Annotated in this window: 11 protein-coding genes; all 11 read left to right on the forward strand. The window is 36.3% G+C overall.

Annotation, left to right across the window (positions count from 1 at the left end; all coding sequences use genetic code 11):
- Positions 1–3 precede the first annotated feature (3 nt).
- Positions 4–2,244, forward strand: coding sequence for a GH92 family glycosyl hydrolase (locus tag NO995_RS07870; RefSeq protein ID WP_258227027.1), 2,241 nt, complete (start codon positions 4–6; stop codon positions 2,242–2,244).
- Between the two features lie 10 nt (positions 2,245–2,254).
- Positions 2,255–3,271 carry an isoaspartyl peptidase/L-asparaginase family protein gene (locus tag NO995_RS07875; protein WP_258227028.1) on the forward strand — a complete coding sequence of 339 codons (1,017 nt, stop codon included), beginning with the start codon at positions 2,255–2,257 and terminating at the stop codon, positions 3,269–3,271.
- Between the two features lie 23 nt (positions 3,272–3,294).
- Entirely contained in the window at positions 3,295–5,622 is a 2,328-nt protein-coding gene (locus NO995_RS07880) for a glycoside hydrolase family 20 protein (protein WP_258227029.1), read from the forward strand.
- Positions 5,623–5,648: 26 nt separating this feature from the next.
- Positions 5,649–6,977: an alpha-L-fucosidase gene (locus NO995_RS07885; RefSeq protein ID WP_258227030.1), complete on the forward strand. Its 1,329-nt coding sequence runs from the start codon at positions 5,649–5,651 to the stop codon at positions 6,975–6,977.
- Between the two features lie 13 nt (positions 6,978–6,990).
- Positions 6,991–9,318, forward strand: a complete 2,328-nt coding sequence (locus tag NO995_RS07890) for a GH92 family glycosyl hydrolase (RefSeq protein ID WP_375141548.1) — start codon at positions 6,991–6,993, stop codon at positions 9,316–9,318.
- 7 nt (positions 9,319–9,325) lie between these two features.
- Positions 9,326–10,801: an alpha-L-fucosidase gene (locus tag NO995_RS07895; RefSeq protein WP_258227032.1), complete on the forward strand. Its 1,476-nt coding sequence runs from the start codon at positions 9,326–9,328 to the stop codon at positions 10,799–10,801.
- A 149-nt stretch (positions 10,802–10,950) separates the two neighbouring features.
- A complete protein-coding gene (locus tag NO995_RS07900) occupies positions 10,951–13,374 on the forward strand; it encodes a glycoside hydrolase family 3 N-terminal domain-containing protein (protein WP_258227033.1) in 2,424 nt (807 codons plus the stop codon).
- An 11-nt stretch (positions 13,375–13,385) separates the two neighbouring features.
- Positions 13,386–15,647, forward strand: a complete 2,262-nt coding sequence (locus tag NO995_RS07905) for a GH92 family glycosyl hydrolase (RefSeq protein WP_258227034.1) — start codon at positions 13,386–13,388, stop codon at positions 15,645–15,647.
- Positions 15,648–15,863: 216 nt separating this feature from the next.
- A complete protein-coding gene (locus NO995_RS07910) occupies positions 15,864–19,181 on the forward strand; it encodes a SusC/RagA family TonB-linked outer membrane protein (RefSeq protein ID WP_258227035.1) in 3,318 nt (1,105 codons plus the stop codon).
- A 37-nt stretch (positions 19,182–19,218) separates the two neighbouring features.
- A complete protein-coding gene (locus tag NO995_RS07915; RefSeq protein ID WP_258227036.1) occupies positions 19,219–20,793 on the forward strand; it encodes a SusD/RagB family nutrient-binding outer membrane lipoprotein in 1,575 nt (524 codons plus the stop codon).
- Between the two features lie 182 nt (positions 20,794–20,975).
- Positions 20,976–22,079, forward strand: a complete 1,104-nt coding sequence (locus tag NO995_RS07920; protein ID WP_258227037.1) for a formylglycine-generating enzyme family protein — start codon at positions 20,976–20,978, stop codon at positions 22,077–22,079.
- Position 22,080 lies beyond the last annotated feature (1 nt).

Below are 22,080 nucleotides of genomic sequence, written 5' to 3' on the forward strand. Positions count from 1 at the left end.
GAAATGAAGTTTGGAGTTTACATAGTTTCAGTTTGTGCAATGCTTTTTGTGGGTTGCAAACAAACCGATGATATTATTCAAACAAACTTTACACAATATGTTAATCCATTTATAGGAACCGATGGGTCGGGAAATACGTATCCGGGGGCCACAGTCCCTTTCGGCATGGTGCAACTCAGTCCCGATATAGGTATTCCGGGATGGGATAGAATTGCGGGGTATTTCTATCAGGATTCTATAATTTCCGGTTTTTCACATACGCACCTATCTGGAACTGGAGCGGGCGATTTATATGATATTTTAGTCATGCCTACCAATAGCCATTTTAATGAACGAATGGAGGCTAATAATTTTAAACCTTTTTCAAGATATAATCATGAGCAGGAATCGGCTGAACCAGGGTATTATCAAGTTGATTTAATAGATTATGGCATCAAGGCAGAGTTAACAGCTACTCAAAGAACAGGTATTCATAAATATACCTTTCCAAAAGATACATTGTCGCAAATTCATATCGATTTAGGCTATGCGCTTAATTGGGATGCACCTACAGATACATATATAAAAGTGTTGAACGACAGCACACTTCAAGGTTATCGAAAATCTACAGGATGGGCTAAAGATCAGCGTGTGTATTTTGAAATTCAGGCGTCTAAACCATTTCAGTCCTATCAGTTGTTTTCAAATGATTCAATAGTAGAAGGTGAAGCCTCAGGAAAAAACACCAAAATCATTTTAAATTATAAAACTGAAGATATTGATGTCATCATTTTAAAAACAGGGTTATCGACAGCAAGTCTGGATGGTGCCCATAAATCTTTGGAGAACGAAGCGCCTCATTTCAATTTTAAGGAATATAAAGAGCAAGCGAACCAGGTTTGGGAACATCAACTTGAAAAAATTGAAGTATTCACTACTGATGAAACAAAGAAGCATATTTTTTACACGATGCTGTATCAATCCATGTTAGCGCCAACTTTATTGAGTGATTACAATAACGAATACAAAGGTGCTAATGATAGTGTTATGACAACTTCTGGTTTTAAACGTTACGATACCTTTTCGTTATGGGATACGTATCGTGCAGCACATCCTTTATACACCATAATACATCCTAATAGGGTTTCGGATATGATTAATTCATTGCTGGCGCATTATAAGGAAACTGGATTGTTACCGGTTTGGTCGATGCAAGGGAATGAAACAAATATGATGATTGGTAATCATGCGATTCCTGTTATTGTTGATGCTTATTTTAAAGGAGTTAACGGGTTTAATGAAAATTTAGTCTATGAAGCCTGTAAAGTTAGTTCTATGGTGGATGCTCGTCAGTTGGATGAATATAAGACATTAGGCTTTATTCCAGTTGATGAGCATCACGAAAATTGGTCGGTTTCAAAAACTTTGGAATATGCATACAACGATTGGTGTGTCGCTCAATTTGCCAAAGCTTTAAATAAAACAGAAGATTACGAGTATTTCCTAAATCGTTCTGAAAACTGGAGGAATTTATACGATTCAAAGAGTACTTTTTTACGTCCAAAAAAGGAAGAAGGAAGCTTTATAGAAAACTTCATTCCTAAAGAATATACACCCTATTATTGCGAGAGTAATGCCTGGCAATATATGTGGTCAGTACCCCAAAACATTGAAGGTTTGATAAAAGAAGTTGGTACTGAGCAATTTGAAAAAAAACTGGATTCTATGTTTAGTTTTTACCCTTTAGCTACCGACAAATTACCTATTTTTAGCACGGGTATGATAGGTCAATATGCCCACGGTAATGAGCCAAGTCATCATGTGGGCTACTTGTATAATTACATAGGGAAGCCTGAAAAAACTCAGGAAATTATCAGAAGAATTTTAGAAACACAATATAACAATACACCAGATGGCCATTGCGGAAATGAAGACTGCGGACAAATGTCGTCTTGGTATGTATTTAGTGCTTTAGGGTTTTATCCGGTAAATCCTGCCCAGGGTGTTTACGCTTTTGGTTCGCCTATTTTCGATAAGGCCATTATTCACTTAGAATCGGGAAAAGATTTTACAATTGAAGCTGAAAATAACACCTCGAAAAACAAATACATTCAATCTATAACTTTAAACGGAAAAGAAATTTCAAAAAGTTATATAGAACACAAAGACATTATTAACGGTGGCTCATTACGATTTGTTATGGGGCCTCAACCAAATAAAAACCAAACGTACACAATGGCAATATCGTCACAGGTATATAAATAATATTGAGAACATGGGAGACAGAAGACATTTTATTAAAAACGCAGCGTTAGGAACTTTAGGTGTTAGCACGCTTTTAAGTTGTAAAGAGGAAGCTAAATCAGCAGTTTCAGCTGTTGCAACCGAAGAAAAAACAGGAAAAAAACCTTTAATTATATCCACTTGGAATCATGGCTTACCAGCTAACGAAGAAGCATGGAAATTACTAAAATCTGGTAAATCTGGACTGGATGCTATTGTTGCGGGAGTTGGAATTCCGGAAGGGGATCCGAAAGTGAGAAGTGTTGGTTACGGTGGTTACCCAGATCGAGAAGGTAAAGTGACTTTAGATGCTTGTATAATGGATTCTAATAGCGATTGTGGTTCGGTATCTTTTCTTCAAAATATAAAACACCCTATTGCAGTTGCACAAAAAGTATTAGAAAATACGCCTCATGTTATGTTAACTGGCGCTGGCGCCTTACAGTTTGCTAAAGAGCAAGGTTTTAAAGAAGAAAATTTGTTAACAGAAGCCTCTGAAAAAGACTGGAAAAACTGGTTAGAAAAATCGAAATATCAACCAGTCATTAATATTGAAAATCACGATACTATAAGCATGTTGGTGATTGATGAAAATGGCGACATTACGGGGGGGTGTACAACCAGTGGTGCGGCTTGGAAAATGCACGGACGCGTAGGAGATTCTCCTATAATTGGTGCAGGATTATTTTTAGATAATGAAGTTGGAGCTGCCGCTGCTACAGGACTTGGTGAAGCAGTTATAAGAACGGCAGGAAGTGCTATGGTTGTTGAGTTAATGCGTCAGGGGAAATCTCCGGACGAAGCTTGTAAAGAAATTGTAGAACGTATTTATGATAAACACAAAAACCATAAAGATATGGAATATTTGCAGGTAGGATTTATAGCCGTAAATAAGGCCGGTGAATATGGTGGTTATAGTTTAAGATCTGGGTTTAATTATGCAGTTTACGATGAAGCTCATGGTAACAGAATGGAAGATTCTAAATTTAAAATGACCTGGGATAAATAAAACAAGACACAAACTAACTTAAAATGATAAAATTTAGTCACTCAAAAATATTGCTTTTAGGACTTGGATTGATGTTGGCATTGTGCCAGTCGAAACAGGTAAATTTCACAGAAGCCGATATTCAAATCATTCCAAAACCTGTTGAATTAACCTTGAATCAAGGTGGATTTGAGATAAACGAGAACACGCAATTTGTTATTGAAGATGAAAGTCAGAAAGCTGCTTTAGAGGTTTTAATTAATAAATTAAAAACGGCTGCAGGATTTACTCCTGAAATTGTTAATGAAGCGCCTTCAGAAAATTATGTTCAATTTGTAACAGATGCTAATCTCAAACCCGAAGCTTATGAGTTAGATTCAGATTCAAAGGGTGTAATCATAAAATCCAACGGGGCTGCTGGTTTTGTGTATGGTATTGAAACGCTTAGACAATTACTGCCAACAACAATCGAGAATACTTCTTTAGTAGCAAATCAAGATTGGATTGTTCCTAATGTTTCGATTAAAGATGAACCGCGTTTTCAATATCGAGGTTTAATGTTAGATTTATCGCGCCATTTTTTCGACAGTGATTATATTAAGCAAACTATCGATCGTTTAGCGATGCATAAAATGAATGTGTTGCATTTGCATTTGGTTGATGATCAAGGGTGGCGAATAGAAATTAAAAAATATCCAAAATTAACCGAAGTTGGTGCATGGCGCGTCGATCAGGAAGATAAATTCTGGCACAACCGCGATAAAAATCCACATGGTGTTAAAGGAACTTACGGCGGTTTTTTAACCCAGGAAGAATTAAAAGATATCGTTGCTTACGCAGCGTCTAAAAACATAGAGGTGATTCCTGAAATTGAAATGCCAGCTCACGTGTCGAGTGCAATAGCGTCCTACCCGGAACTGGCCTGTTTTAATCAAGAGATTGGAGTACCTTCTGGTGGACTTTGGCCAATCACAGATATTTATTGTGCAGGAAAGGACAGTACGTTCAAGTTTTTAGAGAATGTATTGGATGAAGTCATGACCATTTTTCCATCAAAATATATTCATATTGGAGGCGACGAAGCCACTAAAACCAATTGGAAAATCTGTCCGCATTGTCAAAAACGTGTTAAAGAGGAAGGTTTAAAAGATGTTGATGAATTACAAAGTTATTTTGTAAAACGTATGGAAAAATACATCAACTCGAAAGGCAAACAACTAATAGGTTGGGATGAAATTATTGAAGGTGGTCTTGCTCCTGAAGCTACGGTGATGAGCTGGAGAGGTAACAAACCAGGTATCGAAGCAGCAAAGCAAGGACATGACGTGATTATGACACCAACATCTCATTGTTATTTTGATTATTATCAAGGACCTCAGGAATACGAACCAACAGCATTTACGGCTTATACACCTTTAAGTAAGGTATACGAATTCGATCCGGTTGCAGATGAAATGACTTCCGAAGAAGCGAAGCATGTTTTAGGTGGTCAGGCGAATTTATGGGCGGAATATTTACCAACTACAGATCAGTCTGAATATATGATCTTCCCAAGATTGGCAGCCATGTCTGAAGCTTTATGGAGTACTAAGGAATCTCGTAATTTTGAAGATTTTTCACGCCGAATGGAAATGATGTTTGAGCGTTATAAGGATTTAGATATCAATTATGCGAAAAGTGCCTATATTTTAAGGCCTGCATATTCTTTCGATTCAATTAATCAAGCAGTCAATTTATCCCTTAAAAATGAATTTCCAAATCCAGATATTCGTTATGTGTTAGGAGCTGCGGACTTAAATGAAAATGCACAGAAGTACGCTGATACGTTTCAGATTAAAGAAACTACAATTTTAAAGGCGTCTTTATTCAAAGATGAAAAACCTGTTGGAATCACTTATGTAGATACGATTAAATTTCATAAAGCCATAGGAAAAAAAGTTTCCTACAATACGCAGTATAGCAATGCTTATAAAGGAACTGGAGCAACCACTCTGGATAATGCATTAAGAGGTTCTCAAAATTTTCACGACGGACAATGGCAAGGCTGGTTAACCGATATGGAAGTGGTAATCGATTTAGAAAATGAAACCGAAATTAGTAATGTAGCTGTTGGAACTTTAGAAAGTCAGAAGGCAGGTATTTATTTTCCTGTTGCTGTTGAAGTATCGATATCTAATGATGGTAAAGTTTTCGAAAAAATAGGAGAAACAACAAGACCATATGCGCAAGCTTCAAAAGTCTCTAAAAAAGATTTTGCGGTGAATTTCCCTGAACAATCTGCAAGATTTGTAAAAGTGAAAGCAAAAGCTTTAGAAAATAATCCAAGAGGTGGCGGGGTTTGGCTATTTGTTGATGAAATATTGGTAAACTAATTAGACTCTAATAGATAAACTTAAAAATGAAAAAACGTTATATAGCTGCAGCTTTACTGATGACATTATTCAGTTTTCAAACTAAAGCGCAGGAATCAGAGCAAAGTAAGGAAGAGCGCATGGCGTGGTTTAAAGATGCCAAGCTTGGTATTTTTATCCACTGGGGTATCTATGCCGTAAACGGAATCGACGAATCCTGGTCGTTTCACAACGGATACATCACTTATGATGATTATATGAAGCAATTAAATGGCTTTACAGCTAAGAACTATGATCCTGAATACTGGGCAAAACTAATTAAAGAAAGCGGCGCAAAATATACAGTTATTACTACAAAACATCATGATGGTGTAGCTTTATGGAATACCAAACAGGGCGATTTAAATGTTATTGATAAAACCCCGGCGAAAAAAGATTTAATCACGCCTTTTGCAAAAGCGGTTCGTAAAGAAGGCTTAAAATTAGGGTTGTATTATTCATTGTTAGACTGGTCTTATCCTGATTATCCAAACTTTTTAAGAAATGAAAAACGTTATAAAGAAGATGATAAACGTTGGGATAAATTCACCAAATTTAATTTCGGTCAATTAAAAGAATTAGCTGCTTACAATCCGGATTTATACTGGTTTGATGGCGATTGGGAACAGAAAGCAGAAAAGTGGAAAGCTAAAGAAATTCGTGAGCTTTTATTCAAAGAAACCCCTTCAACCATCATCAATTCAAGACTACAAGGTTACGGAGATTACGCGACGCCAGAGCAAGGGGTTCCTGTAAACAAACCAAAAGATAAGTACTGGGAATTATGCATGACCATGAACAACTCTTGGGGCTATCAACCAAACGACACCAAATACAAGAGCTTGAATCAAATCATTCGCATTTTTGTGGACTGTATTAATATGGGAGGTAATCTACTTTTAGATATCGGACCTAAAGCGGATGGAACTATTCCAGAGGAGCAAGTTGAAATCTTAAAAGGATTAGGAAAATGGACGAACAAGCATGCTGCAGCCATTTATGGAACACGTGCAGGAATTCCATTCGGTCATTTTAATGGTTATACGGCATTATCGAAAGATAAAACCATTTTGTATCTGTACGTAGACAACAAACCAAACGGGCCGTTATTAATTAAAGGACTTAAAAATAAAGTAAACCGTGCTTGGGTAGTTGGTAATGGCACCAAATTAAAAACCGATGTGGTTGGGAAATTATACTGGAGCAAAGTTCCTGGTTTATTATATATCGATTTGCCAGAACACGTACAGGATGAAAACGTTACAGTAATCGCTCTTCAGTTAGATGGCGAGGTTGATTTATATGGAGACGCTGGTCAGGTAATAGAAAGTAATTAGAAGAATTATGGATATGAGTCGGTTAACAATATTTTTTGGGGTATTACTATTAAGCTTTGTTTCTTGCAATAAGGCGACCAAACAATCTGAAAATACCAAAGCGGTTAAAAATGATAATTTAGTCGACTTGGTAAACCCGTTAATGGGAACCGACTCCGATTACAGTTTATCTAACGGAAATACCTATCCAGCTATAGCCACACCATGGGCGATGAACTTCTGGACTCCCCAAACGGCAAAAATGGGAGATGGCTGGACCTATGCTTATGATGCCAAGAAAATAAGAGGGATCAAGCAAACACATCAACCAAGTCCGTGGATTAATGATTATGCCGCCTTTTCTTTAATGGCAGTTACTGGCGATTTAAAATTTCAGGAGGATGAACGTGCCTCATGGTTCTCGCATAAAGCGGAAACTGTAAAACCGTATCATTATTCGGTGTATTTAGCTGATTACGATGTGAAAGCAGAAGTTGCTCCAACCGAAAGAGCAGCACATTTTAAATTTACGTTTCCTGAAGCCGAACAGTCGTATATTTTATTAGATGCCTTTTTTAAAGGATCCATGGTGAAAATCATTCCTGAAGAACGAAAAATCATTGGCTATTGCAGAAATAACAGTGGCGGCGTTCCAGAGAATTTTCATAACTATTTTGTTGCGGAATTCGATTGTGATTTTGAAATAATAAACACCTGGCATGACGATTGGAAATTACAGGAAAACGTTAAAAACAGTGAAGGAAATCATGTTGGTGCGATCATTGGATTTAAAACCAAACGAGGCGATGTGGTGCATGTAAAAGTAGCGTCGTCTTTTATAAGTCCAGAACAAGCGCAGTTAAATCTTGATAGAGAAATTGGAGGAGATTCTTTTGAAGACACTAAAGACAAAGCAAAGCAGGCATGGAATAAAGAGTTAAACAGAATTGAAATAGAAGATGATAATATCGATCATATTCGAACTTTTTATTCGTGTTTATATCGTGTTTTACTGTTTCCGAGAAAGTTTTATGAATTTGATGCAAATAACAACATCGTTCATTACAGTCCGTACAACGGAAAAGTATTATCAGGTTATATGTTCACTGATAACGGGTTTTGGGATACATTTAGAGCTGTTTTTCCATTTTTTAATATGATGTATCCAGAATTGAATAGTCACATCATGGAGGGGCTTGCAAATACATATAAAGAATCAGGATGGTTGCCGGAATGGGCAAGTCCCGGGCATCGCGATTGTATGATTGGTTCTAATTCAGCGCCAATAATTGTTGATGCATTTCTTAAAGGAAATGTAAAAGAGAAAGATGTTGATGTCCTTTTTGAAGCGATTCTAAAAAATGCTACCGTTGAAGACGGTCGCCCAGTAAATTCTGTTGGTCGTGCAGGGTTAGACTATTATAATACCTTAGGATACGTGCCTTATAATGTAGATATAAAAGAAAATGCAGCTAGAACTTTAGAATATGCGTATGCAGATTTTACAATTTCTGAAATGGCTAAAAAACTCGGTAAACAAGAATTAGTAGAAAAGTTCGAAAAGCAGTCGTTGAATTATAATCACTTGTTCGATCCTTCATCGGGGTTAATGCGTGGAAAAAATGAAGACGGTTCGTTTCAATATCCATTTAACCCGTTAAAATGGGGTGATGCATTTACCGAAGGCAATAGTTTACATTATACTTGGTCGGTATTTCATGATGTTCAGGGATTAATCAATCTCATGGGCGGAAATGAAGCGTTTGTTTCAAAATTAGATGGTGTTTTTATGATGCCTCCAAAATTTGACGATTCGTATTACGGACACACTATCCATGAAATTAGAGAAATGCAGGTGGTAAATATGGGGAACTATGCGCATGGGAATCAACCTATTCAGCATATGATTTACCTGTACAATTTTGCAGGAGCACCTTACAAAACTCAGCAACACATAAGAGAAGTTTTAACTAAACTATATTCATCAGCCCCAGATGGCTATTGTGGTGATGAGGATAACGGCCAAACTTCGGCTTGGTATGTGTTCAGCTCTTTAGGATTTTATCCGGTAACCCCTGGAATAAATCAGTATGTCATCGGTAGTCCGCTATTCAAAAAGGCAACACTTCATTTAGAAAACGGGAATACTTTCGAAATACATTCAGAAAATAACTCAGAAGACAACTTTTATATTCAATCAGTAGATCTGAATGAAGCATTTTACAACAATACCTATTTGAATTATGAAACCATCCAGAATGGAGGTGTTTTAAAATTCAATCTTACAAACACAGCAAACATAGAGTGGGGAAGCAAAGTGGAAAATGCTCCTTATTCACTTAATAACTCAATTAAAAAATAATTAAAGTATGAAAAAGACGCTTATAGCTATTACGGCATTGCTATCGATGCAATCGTTTTCGCAGGCTATTTATGAAGATGAACGTTATGTGCCGGAAACCGATCCGTTAGTATTAGAAAAACTTGATGAATGGCAAGACCTTAAGTTCGGATTACTAATGCACTGGGGTACTTATAGTCAATGGGGAATTGTGGAATCATGGTCCTTGTCACCAGAAGAGTACGGATGGTGTGAACGTAAAAAAGGAAGCAATCCAGACGATTATTTTGCATATAAAAAGGAATATGAAGCGCTTCAAACCACTTTTAATCCAACAAAATTCGACCCAGATAAATGGGCAAAAGCAGCCAAACATGCTGGGATGAAATATGTGGTGTTTACGACAAAGCACCATGACGGATTTAGTATGTTCGATTCAAAATATACCGATTATAAAATTACATCGCCTAAAACACCTTTCTCCTCAAATCCTAAGGCGAATATTGCTAAAGAAGTATTCAATTCATTTAGAAACGAAGGACTTTGGGCAGGAGCATATTTCTCAAAACCAGATTGGAATGTAGATAGTTACTGGTGGCCAAAATACCCACCAAAAGATAGAAACGTAAACTATTCGCCTTCAGAAAATCCTGAAAAATGGCAGGAGTATGTCGATTTCACGCATAACCAGATTATGGAACTTTTAACCGATTATGGTAAAATTGATATTCTTTGGTTAGATGGTGGTTGGGTTGCTAAAACGCCAAAAGCTGAAATTACGGAGTGGTACAAACATACGCTTGACAATGTTGAAGATGGCTACTTGAAACACCGCATCATCAATCAGGATATTAAAATGGATGAGTTAGTGGTTAAAGCTCGTAAACAACAACCTGGTTTAATTGTGGTTGATCGTGCTGTTCACGGCAAAAACCAAAACTACTTAACACCTGAAAATCGTGTGCCAGAGAAGACGTTGCCATATCCTTGGGAGTCTTGCATTATTTCAGGTGGAGGATGGTCATACACGCCAAATGCAAAATACATGAGTCCTCGCGAAGGTATTCACACGCTTATTGATGTGGTTGCTAAAGGTGGTAATTTACTATTAAATATTGCCCCAAGTCCGGAAGGTGAGTGGCAGCAAGGTGCATACGATTTATTACAGGCTTATGGCGATTGGATGGATGTAAACAGCACAGCTATTTATGCTACAAAACCAATCGCGCCATTTAAAGAAAATAACATTTGTATGACGCAAAATGAAAAAGGTAATGTGTTTTTATTCTATATGGCAGGAGAAAATGAAAACAAAATTCCTGCTGAAGTTATTGTGAAATCAATCACACCAAAAAAAGGAACAAAAATTACTATGCTTGGTTCAAAAACACGTTTAAAATGGGAGAAACAAGCTGAAGGATTTAAAGTGATTATTCCTGAAAACTTAAGAAACAACCTGCCTTCAAAATATGCTTGGACATTAAAAATTGATGCAGTAAATTAATAAACATTTGCTTTATATTATAGATAGGTGTTTGCTTAATTTTTAATTATGTAAACACCTATTTTTGATTTGATTACTAGTCAATAATTCGTTTAAAACTTTAGTTGCTTAGAAATGTGATTAATGCCTCAAATAGAACAATATAGTTTATGAAAATAAAACAATTAATTCCATTATTAATAATAGGTGCTGTATCTTACAATACAGTGTCTGCTCAGGAATTTATTTCAAAGAAAAGGAAAGTTAAAATATATCACGATAGTTGGATTGATTTTAATAAGAATAATAAAAAAGAAATTTACGAAGATCCAAATCAACCTTTAGATGCCAGAGTTAATGACTTAATAAGTCAGATGTCGTTGGATGAAAAAACCTGTCAAATGGCAACGCTTTATGGGTTTGGCCGTGTTCTTCAGGATGAATTACCAAACGCCGATTGGAAAAATCGAGTTTATAAAGATGGAATTGGTAACATCGATGAACATTTAAACGGTTTAGCTTATCATAAGAGTGCCGAAACGGAATACTCTTGGCCGCCATCAAACCATGCGAAAGCTATTAATGAGGTGCAACGTTTTTTTGTTGAAGATACGCGTTTAGGTATTCCGGTAGATTTTACCAACGAGGGTATTCGGGGCTTATGTCACGACGGCGCAACGAGTTTTCCAGCTCAAATAGGCATTGGAAGTACCTGGGATAAAGATTTGGTTTCAGAAATTGGTGCCATCACAGGAAAGGAAGCCCGGGTTTTAGGCTATACCAATGTGTATTCTCCAATTTTAGATTTAGCCAGAGACCCGAGATGGGGCAGAACGGTAGAGTGTTATGGGGAAGATCCTTATTTAGTGTCTCAGTTAGGCTTGGCAATGGTGAAATCTATAAAAAAACAGAATGTGGTAGCTACAGCAAAGCATTTTGCGGTGTACAGTGCTCCAAAAGGTGGACGTGATGGCGATGCCAGAACCGATCCGCATATTACTGAGCGCGAAATGCATGAAATTTACCTTGAGCCTTTTCGAACTGTAGTTCAGGAAGGCGGATTAAAAGGCATTATGTCTTCGTACAACGATTATAATGGTATTCCGGTAACCGGAAGTCATTATTTTTTAACCGAATTATTAAGAGATCAGTGGGGTTTTAAAGGGTATGTGGTTTCAGATAGCTGGGCTGTTGGAGGTTTGAAAGGGCGTCATCACGTTGCAGAAGACTTTAAAGAAACCGTATATTTATCAGTGATGGCGGGCTTAAATGTGCGTACTAATTTTTCACCTGCCGAAGATTTTATTTTGCCCTTAAGAGAATTGGTTGAAGAAGGCAGAATTCCAATGAGAGTTATAGACGACCGCGTTAAAGATGTTTTAAGAGTTAAATTTGAATTAGGTTTATTCGATAGTCCTTATGTAAATAAAGCAAAAGAAGCTGATGCCATTGTTCATGGTGCCGAAAGTGAAAACATAGCTTTAAAAGCATCGCGAGAGTCTTTGGTGTTATTGAAAAATTCAGAAAATCTGTTACCAATTAAAGTTGATGCTTTCAAAAATATTTTGGTAACTGGGCCAAATGCCAAAGCGATAAATCATTCTATTAGCCGTTACGGTCCTTCCAACGTGAAAATTCAATCGGTTTATGAGGGCATTAAAACATTTGTTGGCGATAAAGCGAATGTGAATTTTGCACAGGGTTGTGACTTTTACGATGCAAACTGGCCTAAAAGTGAGTTGTATAGTATTGCTCCAGATGAAGTACAACAAAACTATATAAATGAGGCTATTAAAGCAGCTGGAAAATCAGATTTAATAGTGGTTGCTGTTGGTGATAATGAAGATACTGTAGGTGAATCAAAATCCAGAACCTCCTTAGATTTACCGGGAAACCAATTAGATTTAATAAAAGCACTTTACGCTACCGGAAAGCCAATTGTGGTTGTTTTAATTAATGGTCGCCCTATGAGTATTAACTGGGTAGACGATCATATTTCGTCTATTATTGAAGCGTGGTTTCCCGGAGAATATGGTGGACAAGCCATTGCCGAAGCTATTTTTGGAGCTTATAATCCGGGCGGAAAATTATCAATAACGTTCCCAAGAACCGCAGGTCAAATTCCTTATAACTTCCCGTATAAAAGAAGTTCGCAAAAAGGACAAGGTAAAGGCGATATTGGACAAACCAGAATCAATACTGCCCTATATCCGTTTGGATATGGATTAAGCTATACTACTTTTGAATACAGCGATATAAAAATTACACCGGATAACACTTCAAAAGATTTCAATTCTATTTCAGTGTCATTTAAGCTTAAAAATACTGGGGAATATGAAGGTGATGAAGTGGTTCAGCTTTATATTCAGGATGAGTATGCTTCGGTTGTAACTTACACAAAAGTACTTAGAGGTTTTGAGCGTGTTACATTGAAACCTGGAGAGATAAAGGAAATAACAATGACGCTTAATCCAAAAGATTTATCTTTATTAAATCCAGAAATGGAACGCGTTGTTGAGCCTGGTATGTTTAATGTTTTTATTGGATCCTCTTCAGAAGACGATCGTTTAACCGGGCAAATAATCATAAAATAAAAGTGATAATTATGAGAAAAAGTAACATAACTCATTCTACTATAAATCAATTAAAAAAAGCTTTTGTTTTTGGTTTGTGTGGCATCGTTTTTCAAAGCCTGCAAGCCCAAGAGCAACCAGCAGATTATGTGAATCCGTTTATTGGAACTTCAAATTATGGCGCGACCTATCCAGGGCCTATCGCTCCAAGAGGAATGGCAAGTGTGAGCCCGTTTAACGTGGCGGGACCTCAAAATCCTTTAGAAAAAGATAGTCAGTGGTTGTCTAACCCTTATGTTAACGAAAACACCTTTTTAACTGGTTTTTCACATGTGAATTTAAGCGGCGTTGGTTGTCCGGATTTAGGGGTGTTATTATTGATGCCAACTACAGGAGATTTAAAAACCAATCATTTGGAATATGGTACCACCTATAAAAACGAAGTTGCCAAAGCAGGCTATTACAGTGTTGATTTAGATAAATATGATACAAAAGTAGAATTAACAGCTTCAGAACATGTGGGGGTTAGTCGAATTTCTTTTCCGGAAGGTAAATCTAATCTTTTATTAAATCTTGGTTTAGGACTTACAAACGAGCAAGGCGCCATGGTTAAAATTATATCGCCAACCGAAATTGAAGGCATGCGCACCGTAGGGTCGTTCTGTTATAATAGTCCTGAAGATTCTTATCCTGTGTATTTTGTAGCACAATTTTCTATGCCGGCAGAAACTTTCGGTGTTTGGAATACGCCTGCAAAATATGATGGTGTTGAAGCGCAATGGATGGGTTATAATGGTAAAACCCGTATTATGGAAAATGCCACAAAAACGGTAGCAGGCGATAGTATCGGCACTTTTTTTTCATATCAATTCGAAAAGCCGGAAACCATTGAAGTTAAAATAGGAGTATCGTACGTAAGTATTGAAAATGCCAGAGAGAATTTAGAAAAAGAAACTCAAGGAAAATCATTCGATGATATCTATAATGAAACTTATAACAAATGGAACAACTTATTATCCAGAATAAAAGTTGAAGGCGGCTCACAAGACGACAAAACCTTATTTTATACAGCATTATACCACACGTTAATTCACCCGAATATGCTTAACGATGTTAATGGTGAATATCCGGAAATTAAAACCGGAAAGATTGGCAAAACAATCGGAACGCGATACACGGTGTTTTCATTATGGGATACCTATAGAAATCTGCATCAGCTGATGTCGTTGGTTTATCCTGAACAGCAGGTCGATATGGTTAATAGTATGATTGACATGTATGATGAAAATGGCTGGTTGCCAAAATGGGAATTAAATTCTACCGAAACCTTTACTATGGTGGGAGATCCTGCAAGTATTGTTATTACTGATACATATTTAAAAGGCATAAAGGATTTTAATGTTGAAAAGGCTTATGAAGCGATGCTTAAAAGTGCCGATCAAATTGAAAACAATCCGTTACGTCCTGCATTGAAAGATTATATAGAAAAAGGCTATTTAACTACAGAAAGCAAAGGGCCGGTTTCCACCACTCAGGAATATAATATTGCCGACTATGCAATCGCACTTATGGCGAAAGCCTTGGGAAAGAATGATGATTACAAACGTTTTTATAACCGTTCATTATCATATAGAACATTATTTGATAATGATTGGGATTTACTAAGACCACGCAATGCCGATGGCAGTTGGTATGAGCCTTTCGATCCGGATGCAGGCGCAAACTTCACAGAAAATGTTGGTTTTATAGAAGGTAATGCATGGCAATATGCTTTTATGGAGCCACATGATATTAAAGGTTTGAAAAAGCTTATGGGTGGCGATAAGCCATTTACGGCTCAACTACAAAAGATTTTTGATGCTGATAAATTCGATATGGCTAACGAACCTGATATCGCTTATCCATATTTATTTAATTATGTAAAAGGCGAGGAGTATCGCACACAGGAGTTGGTTAAAGCATTAGTTAGAAAGCATTTCAAAAACACTCCTGCTGGTTTACCAGGTAATGACGATACAGGAACCATGTCTGCATGGTTGGTGTATTCCATGATGGGTTTTTACCCAATTATTCCGGGAGAACCATTATATACCATTACAACACCAATGTTCGATAAAGTTACCATTCAATTAAATTCTAAATATTATAATAAAAAAGAGTTGGTTATTGAGCGTGTAAAAAACAATGATGGTCATGTTAAGGAAATCCTAACAAAGAACAAGAAGAACAACAGTTATTTTATTAGTCATGATGACTTAATTCATTCAGAAATAATAAAAATTATTCAGGAATAATAGATTTCTGAAAAATAAAGTGTATTTATGCCACTTCAAAAAGCTTATAAATAGTGGGTTTTCCCATTCTTTGTAAGCTTTTTACTATTATAAAACAGCAATTATTCAATTTGTTTTTCATTCACTGCTTCAACATGGTTGTTGGTCGAAAAAAGAATGTGAGTCAAGTTAAATAATTGTTAATTCAATCCTTATTAACTCAAAACTAAAAAATTTATGAACCAAAAATTATTTAAACTACTGTTTGTATTTTGTTTCTTCGGTGTTTTGTATGCCGGAGCGCAAACTACAGTTTCAGGGGTTGTTTCCGATGCAAATAGCGGGATTCCTCTTCCAGGGGCCAACGTTATTGTTAAAGGGACATCAAAAGGGGTTGCTACAGATTTCGACGGGCGTTATGTTATCGAAATTTCAGGCGATGAAATATTGGTGTTTTCCAGCATTGGATATACAACTAAAGAAATTTCTATTGCGGGACAAAAAACAATTGATGTACAATTAGCTGAAAGCACTGAAAGCTTAGAAGAAGTTGTTGTAACTTCTTTTGGTATAAGCAAGGAAAAAAGGGCTCTTGGTTATGCCACTTCTATTGTTGAAGCAGAAGAAATAACAAAAACAGGAACACCTAATTTTGCAACAGCTTTATATGGTAAAGCGCCAGGTGTTCAAATTGCAGCAACTACGGGAGGATCAACTTCTGGAGTTAACATGCAAATTCGTGGTTTAGGATCTATTACTGGAAATTCACAACCTCTATACGTTGTAGATGGGGTGCCTATTCGTAATGGAGAAAATGATAATACGAGTTACTGGAATGATCAACGTATCCAGGGTAATGGTATCTTAGATATTAACCCGGAAGATATTGAAAACATTTCTATTCTTAAAGGAGCTTCTGCTGCTGCAACTTATGGTAACGAAGCTATGAATGGTGTGGTTTTAATTACAACTAAAAGTGGAAAAGGTGTGAAAAAAGGATTAGGAGTTGCTTTTAATTCAACTTACACAATGGACAAAGCCGCATATTTTCCGCGTTTTCAAAATGTAAGAGGTCCTGGTTACCCAGTATATTTTAACGATGCTGGTCAGGATGAGGATATGTGGTTATATAACTCAGAGTATGGTGTAAGAACACCTATCGCTACTAATGTTAACTTTGGTCCTAAATTTGACGGGCAACCAACTTTAGCTTGGACAGGAGATGTAATTGCTTATAATGCGCAGGATGGAGTAGAAGCTTTATATCAAGATGCGCATAACTTTATGAATAACATTTCTATTGTTAATGCTACTGATAAATCTAACACACGTTTTTCTTATACACGTCAGGATAACGAAGGTTTAAGTAGAAACTCGGAGAATGATAAGAACATTTTTAATTTAAATACAAGTTTTAACTGGAATGATGATTTAAAAACTGATGTTTTAGTGAATTACATAAATTCTAAAGTTAGTAACAGACCTTACAAAATCGACCGTATGGTTAATAATTTTGGAGGGATGATGACTCGATTTGATAGTGGTGATTGGTATTATAAATATGCTCAAACGAGTTTAGGATATCGCTACGTGACAGGAAATGGAGCTAGTTTAACACCAGACGAAAACTTAAGAATTCCAGGGTATAGAGGTGATGTATTAGACTACGCTTGGCGTGTGAATAATTACCAATTTGAAGAAAATAGCGATCGTGTGCTTGCTAGTATAACTCAACATTGGAATATTATAGACGAGTTAACTTTAAGAGGTAGAATGTCTACAGATTTCACGGCATTCGAATATGAAGACAAAAGACCTAGCGTAAGACCATTATCTCTTGGAAATGCAAATGGATCTTTATATAGAGTACAAAATAGAATCGATAAATTAGTTTATGGTGATATCTTCTTAACTTATAATAAAGATTTAACTGAGGATTTAGGAATGACTTTAATGGCTGGTTATACAGGTACAAAATCGATGTATAAATGGACAGAAAGAGCTACTAACGGTGGGTTAAGTGTTGAGAACTGGTTCTCAATTAACGCTTCAACCAATACTCCTAATTCTAACAACGATAAACAAGGTTTTGTTAAAGATGCCTTTGTAGGAACTGCAAGTTTTAGCTATAAAAACTTTTTATTCGTAGAGGGAACAGTTCGTCGTGACCGTACATCAACTATGAATCCTAAAGATAATTCATTCTATTATCCTTCTGTTAATTCAAGTTTTGTGTTTTCTGATGCTTTCGAGATGCCAGACTTTATTAACTATGGTAAATTCCGTGCATCTTGGGGTAAAGTAGGTAATTTCCCAGTACCTTACCAAGCAAATATAGCTTATACTCAAAGTTCTTTAGGAGATCAAGGTGATGGCTCTGTAATTTATACGACCCTTCCTTTAGCTGCGGGTAATGATGGTATTAAATCTGAAACAAAGCGTGATGCTGAGTTTGGTTTAGAGTTAAAAATGTTTAACGGACGTATGGGTATAGATATGGCTTATTACGATTCTAGATTACAAGACCAAATTTTACCATTAACATTACCTAACTCAGCAGGTGCTAATTCTGTTTTAACAAACATTGGTACGATGCGTAATAAAGGTTTTGAAATAGCTTTTACAACAACACCAGTAGCAGGTAAAGATTTTACTTGGGATGCAAATATTAATTTTGCTTTCAATAAAAATACTGTAGAATCTTTAGCTCCAGGTCTAGAAGAATTAGTACACGCAAACTACGACGGTAGTGCTGCTAAATTAGTGTCACAGCCAGGTGAGCCAGTAGGTGTATTCTATACACACCCTGTAGCTACAGATGCTAACGGAAATAAAATTGTTGATCCAAATGGATTATATAAAGTAGATGCAGACGAGTGGATTAAAGTAGGAAGCGCTCAACCTAAATTTATTGGTGGTTTCTCAAACTTCTTTACTTATAAAAACTTTACGTTAAGTGCACTTGTTGATTTTAGAGTAGGTGGTTATGTAATGCCTACAGGTATTAACTGGATGACAAGTAGAGGTTTAACTGAAGAGAGTTTAAAATATATGGATGCTGAACACGGTGGTTTATCATGGTTTGAGAACTCTGTAACTGGCAATAGAGAATTAATTGCTGAAGGTACTGCTCAAGGTCCAAACGGAGAGACTGTTTATGACAACGGTATCGTTTTAGACGGTGTTAAAGCAGATGGAACTGAAAATGATTATATCACTTCTAATCCAGAGTATTATAACACAGTTTACAACTGGGGAGGACCTCAATACAGCCCAAATACACGTTATGAATTGTATATTAAAGAAAATACGTATTTCAAAATGCGTGAATTATCTCTAGCGTATCAATTACCATCAACAATAGTTAAGAAAATTGGTTTCCAGGATTTACAATTATCAGTATTTGGTAGAAACTTATTTTACTTCTATAGAACAATCAAAGATATGGACGCAGAGCAACTTACTGCAGGATCTAGATGGTTCCAAAACGTGAACAGTGCAGGTATGAACCCTTCTAGTAGAACATTTGGATTAAGTTTAAGAGCTAAACTTTAATATGATGGTGAAAATGAATAATTTTAAAAGATACAACATGAAGAAACATATTTTCATAGCATTAGTAGCGCTAGGACTAGTAAGTACAGGGTGTTCAGATGCAGAACTTAGCGACAACTATAGCGATCCTAATAAAATTGGAGAAACGACAGTTCCAAAACAATTTACAGGTGTGTTATATGCTAATGCTAATTACGTTTTACCGAACTACGGGAACTACTTTATAATTTTAAGACCAACATTGTTACCTTGGACACAAGCTGCAGGATGGCTAAATAGTTTAAGTCAGTATAAAGTAGGAGCGGCTACAGTAGATGAGCAATGGAATCAATACTATAGCATGCTTACGCAGTATAGAGAATTACAAAAAGTGTATAATGCATCTTCATCTGAAGACCAAGCTAAAAATGAGATATTCATGTTAGCTTCTACCATTTATTTGTATGATCATACTCAAGATATGGTAGATTTATTTGGATATATTCCATTTACTGAAGCTGGTATGCTAAGTACTAACGGAGGAGATTACATTTCTTCGTTACCTGCTTATGACTCATCAACTAGTCTCTATACAATGATGTTAGATGATTTAGCAACTATCGCAGATCAGTTAAATAGTATCTCTTTAGATGCCGTAACAGCTACGATATTTACAAATCAGGATTATGTAAATCATGGAGATTTATCAATTTGGAAAAAATACTGTAACTCTTTACGTTTACGTTTACTTAATAGAGTTTCAGGAACTTCTGAGTTTGCTTCTCGTGCGAGTTCTGAAATGGCTACAATTTTAAGCGGAAGCACCTATTCTGTAGTTGATTCAAATGATGAAAACGTACAAATAGAAGTAGTTAATGTTGATTCTGATATCAACTCAAAAGGATTCGAAAATGGATTCGGAAGTGACGGTTGGTATACAAACTTTGCTGGTAAATTGATGGTAGACCATATGGTAGCCAATACCGACCCGAGATTACGTGTTTATTTTGAGGAAATTACCGGAGGTGGTTATGCTGGGATTGACCCATTAGCAGATGCTACAGCGCAGCAGGCAGCTGCAGATGCTGGACAAATTAGTTTATTTAACAGATCTACTTTCAATTTAAATCAGGTATTTCCTGGTGTTATTATAGATGCTGCTGAAGTTAACTTTATTAAAGCAGAGTATTATTTACGTGCTGGTAATGACGCTATGGCAAAAACAGCTTACGAAACAGCTATCGAGCAGTCTGTGGAGTGGTATTTTTGGGTAAGATCAATTACTAATAACACTATTGCTGGAGCAGTAACGGCTTTAGGAGCTACTGAGGTATCCGATTATATCGCTGGTTCAGGTATTGCTTGGTCTGGAACAGCAGCTGAAAAGTTAGAGTTAATTGCTACTCAAAAATGGATTCATTATGGAGTTGTAAACTTACGTGAGAGCTGGGCAGAGCAACGTCGTTTAGACTTACCTGCACTTTCATTTATGGAGGATAATTCAGATGTTCAGTCATTACCACCTGTAAGATGGATTTATCCAGATAAAGAGAGAGCTCTTAATACAGAGAATTTCTCAGAAGTATCTTCAATGGATAATATGACAACCCCAATTTTCTGGGACGTTAATTAAAGTTTGATTTATATAAGTGTTCTAAAAAGGCCTTTCATTAATTTGAAAGGTCTTTTTTGTTTTCGAGAGTTTACAAATAACTTTAAAAGTTTGCTTATAACCCGTCTTCAATTTTTATATTTGTTTGTATTGAAAACGAATTTTTTCAACCTATTTATTAAATAACAGTGGTCATTTCCTAAATGAAAGCAACAATAAATTCTAAGATTTTAGTATTTCTTCTTACATCTTCAATTGTATTTAGTTGTAAAAATGAAAACAAAACGAATAGTTCCGAAATTAAAGAAATAGCAGAACTTAAATCAACTGGTATCCCAAAGAGTCTTAAAGCTCCAAAGGGAATGGTTTGGGTAGAAGCAAAAACGTTTACTCAAGGTACTAAAAAAGATGATGAAATGGCTTTGCCAAGAGAAAAGCCTGGGCATGATGTATTTGTTGATGGATTTTTCATTGATGTTACTGAAGTCACCAATAAGCAATTTAAAGCTTTTGTTAAGGAGACAGGCTACATTACGGTTGCAGAACGTCCTATAGATTGGGAAGATTTAAAAAAAGAATTACCAGAAGGTACACCAAAACCACACGATTCTGTTTTAAAGCCAGGTAGTTTAATATTTAATAAAGAAATAAAGCAGGTAGCTAATATGCGAAACTACGAACAGTGGTGGCGTTGGCAGGTAGGAGCGGACTGGAAACATCCGGAAGGCCCTGAAAGTTCTATAAAAGGAAAAGATAATTACCCGGTAGTACATATTGCTTTAGAAGATGCTTTGGCGTATTGTAAATGGGCTAATCGAAGATTGCCTACAGAAGCAGAATGGGAGTCGGCGGCGCAAGGAAGTAACAAGGATGCTGTGTATACCTGGGGAAATAATCCAGAGATTTTAAATGAAAAGGCAAACACATGGCAAGGTGTTTTTCCTGTGAAAAACGAATCCAAAGATGGTTTTGATCTAATTGCACCTGTAAAAGCATATCCGGCAAACAGCATCGGTATTTATGATATGTTGGGCAATGTCTGGGAATTGACTGGTGATTTATTTAATGAGAATTATTACAATCAAATAGATTCTAATAAAGTTTTAAAGAACCCTAAAGGCGCTGATAAAGGCTATAGCATAGGAAAACCTTATATTGAAGAACAAGTTATTAAAGGAGGATCTTTTTTATGTAATGCTTCATATTGTGCAAGTTTTAGAATTTCAGCAAAAATGGGTATGGAGCCTAATTCAAGTTCAGATCATATTGGTTTTAGAACCGTTGCCACTCCAGATATGTTAGAATAAT

The sequence above is a fragment of the Aestuariibaculum sp. M13 genome (genome assembly GCF_024723255.1).
GTDB classification, from domain to species: Bacteria; Bacteroidota; Bacteroidia; order Flavobacteriales; family Flavobacteriaceae; genus Aestuariibaculum; species Aestuariibaculum lutulentum.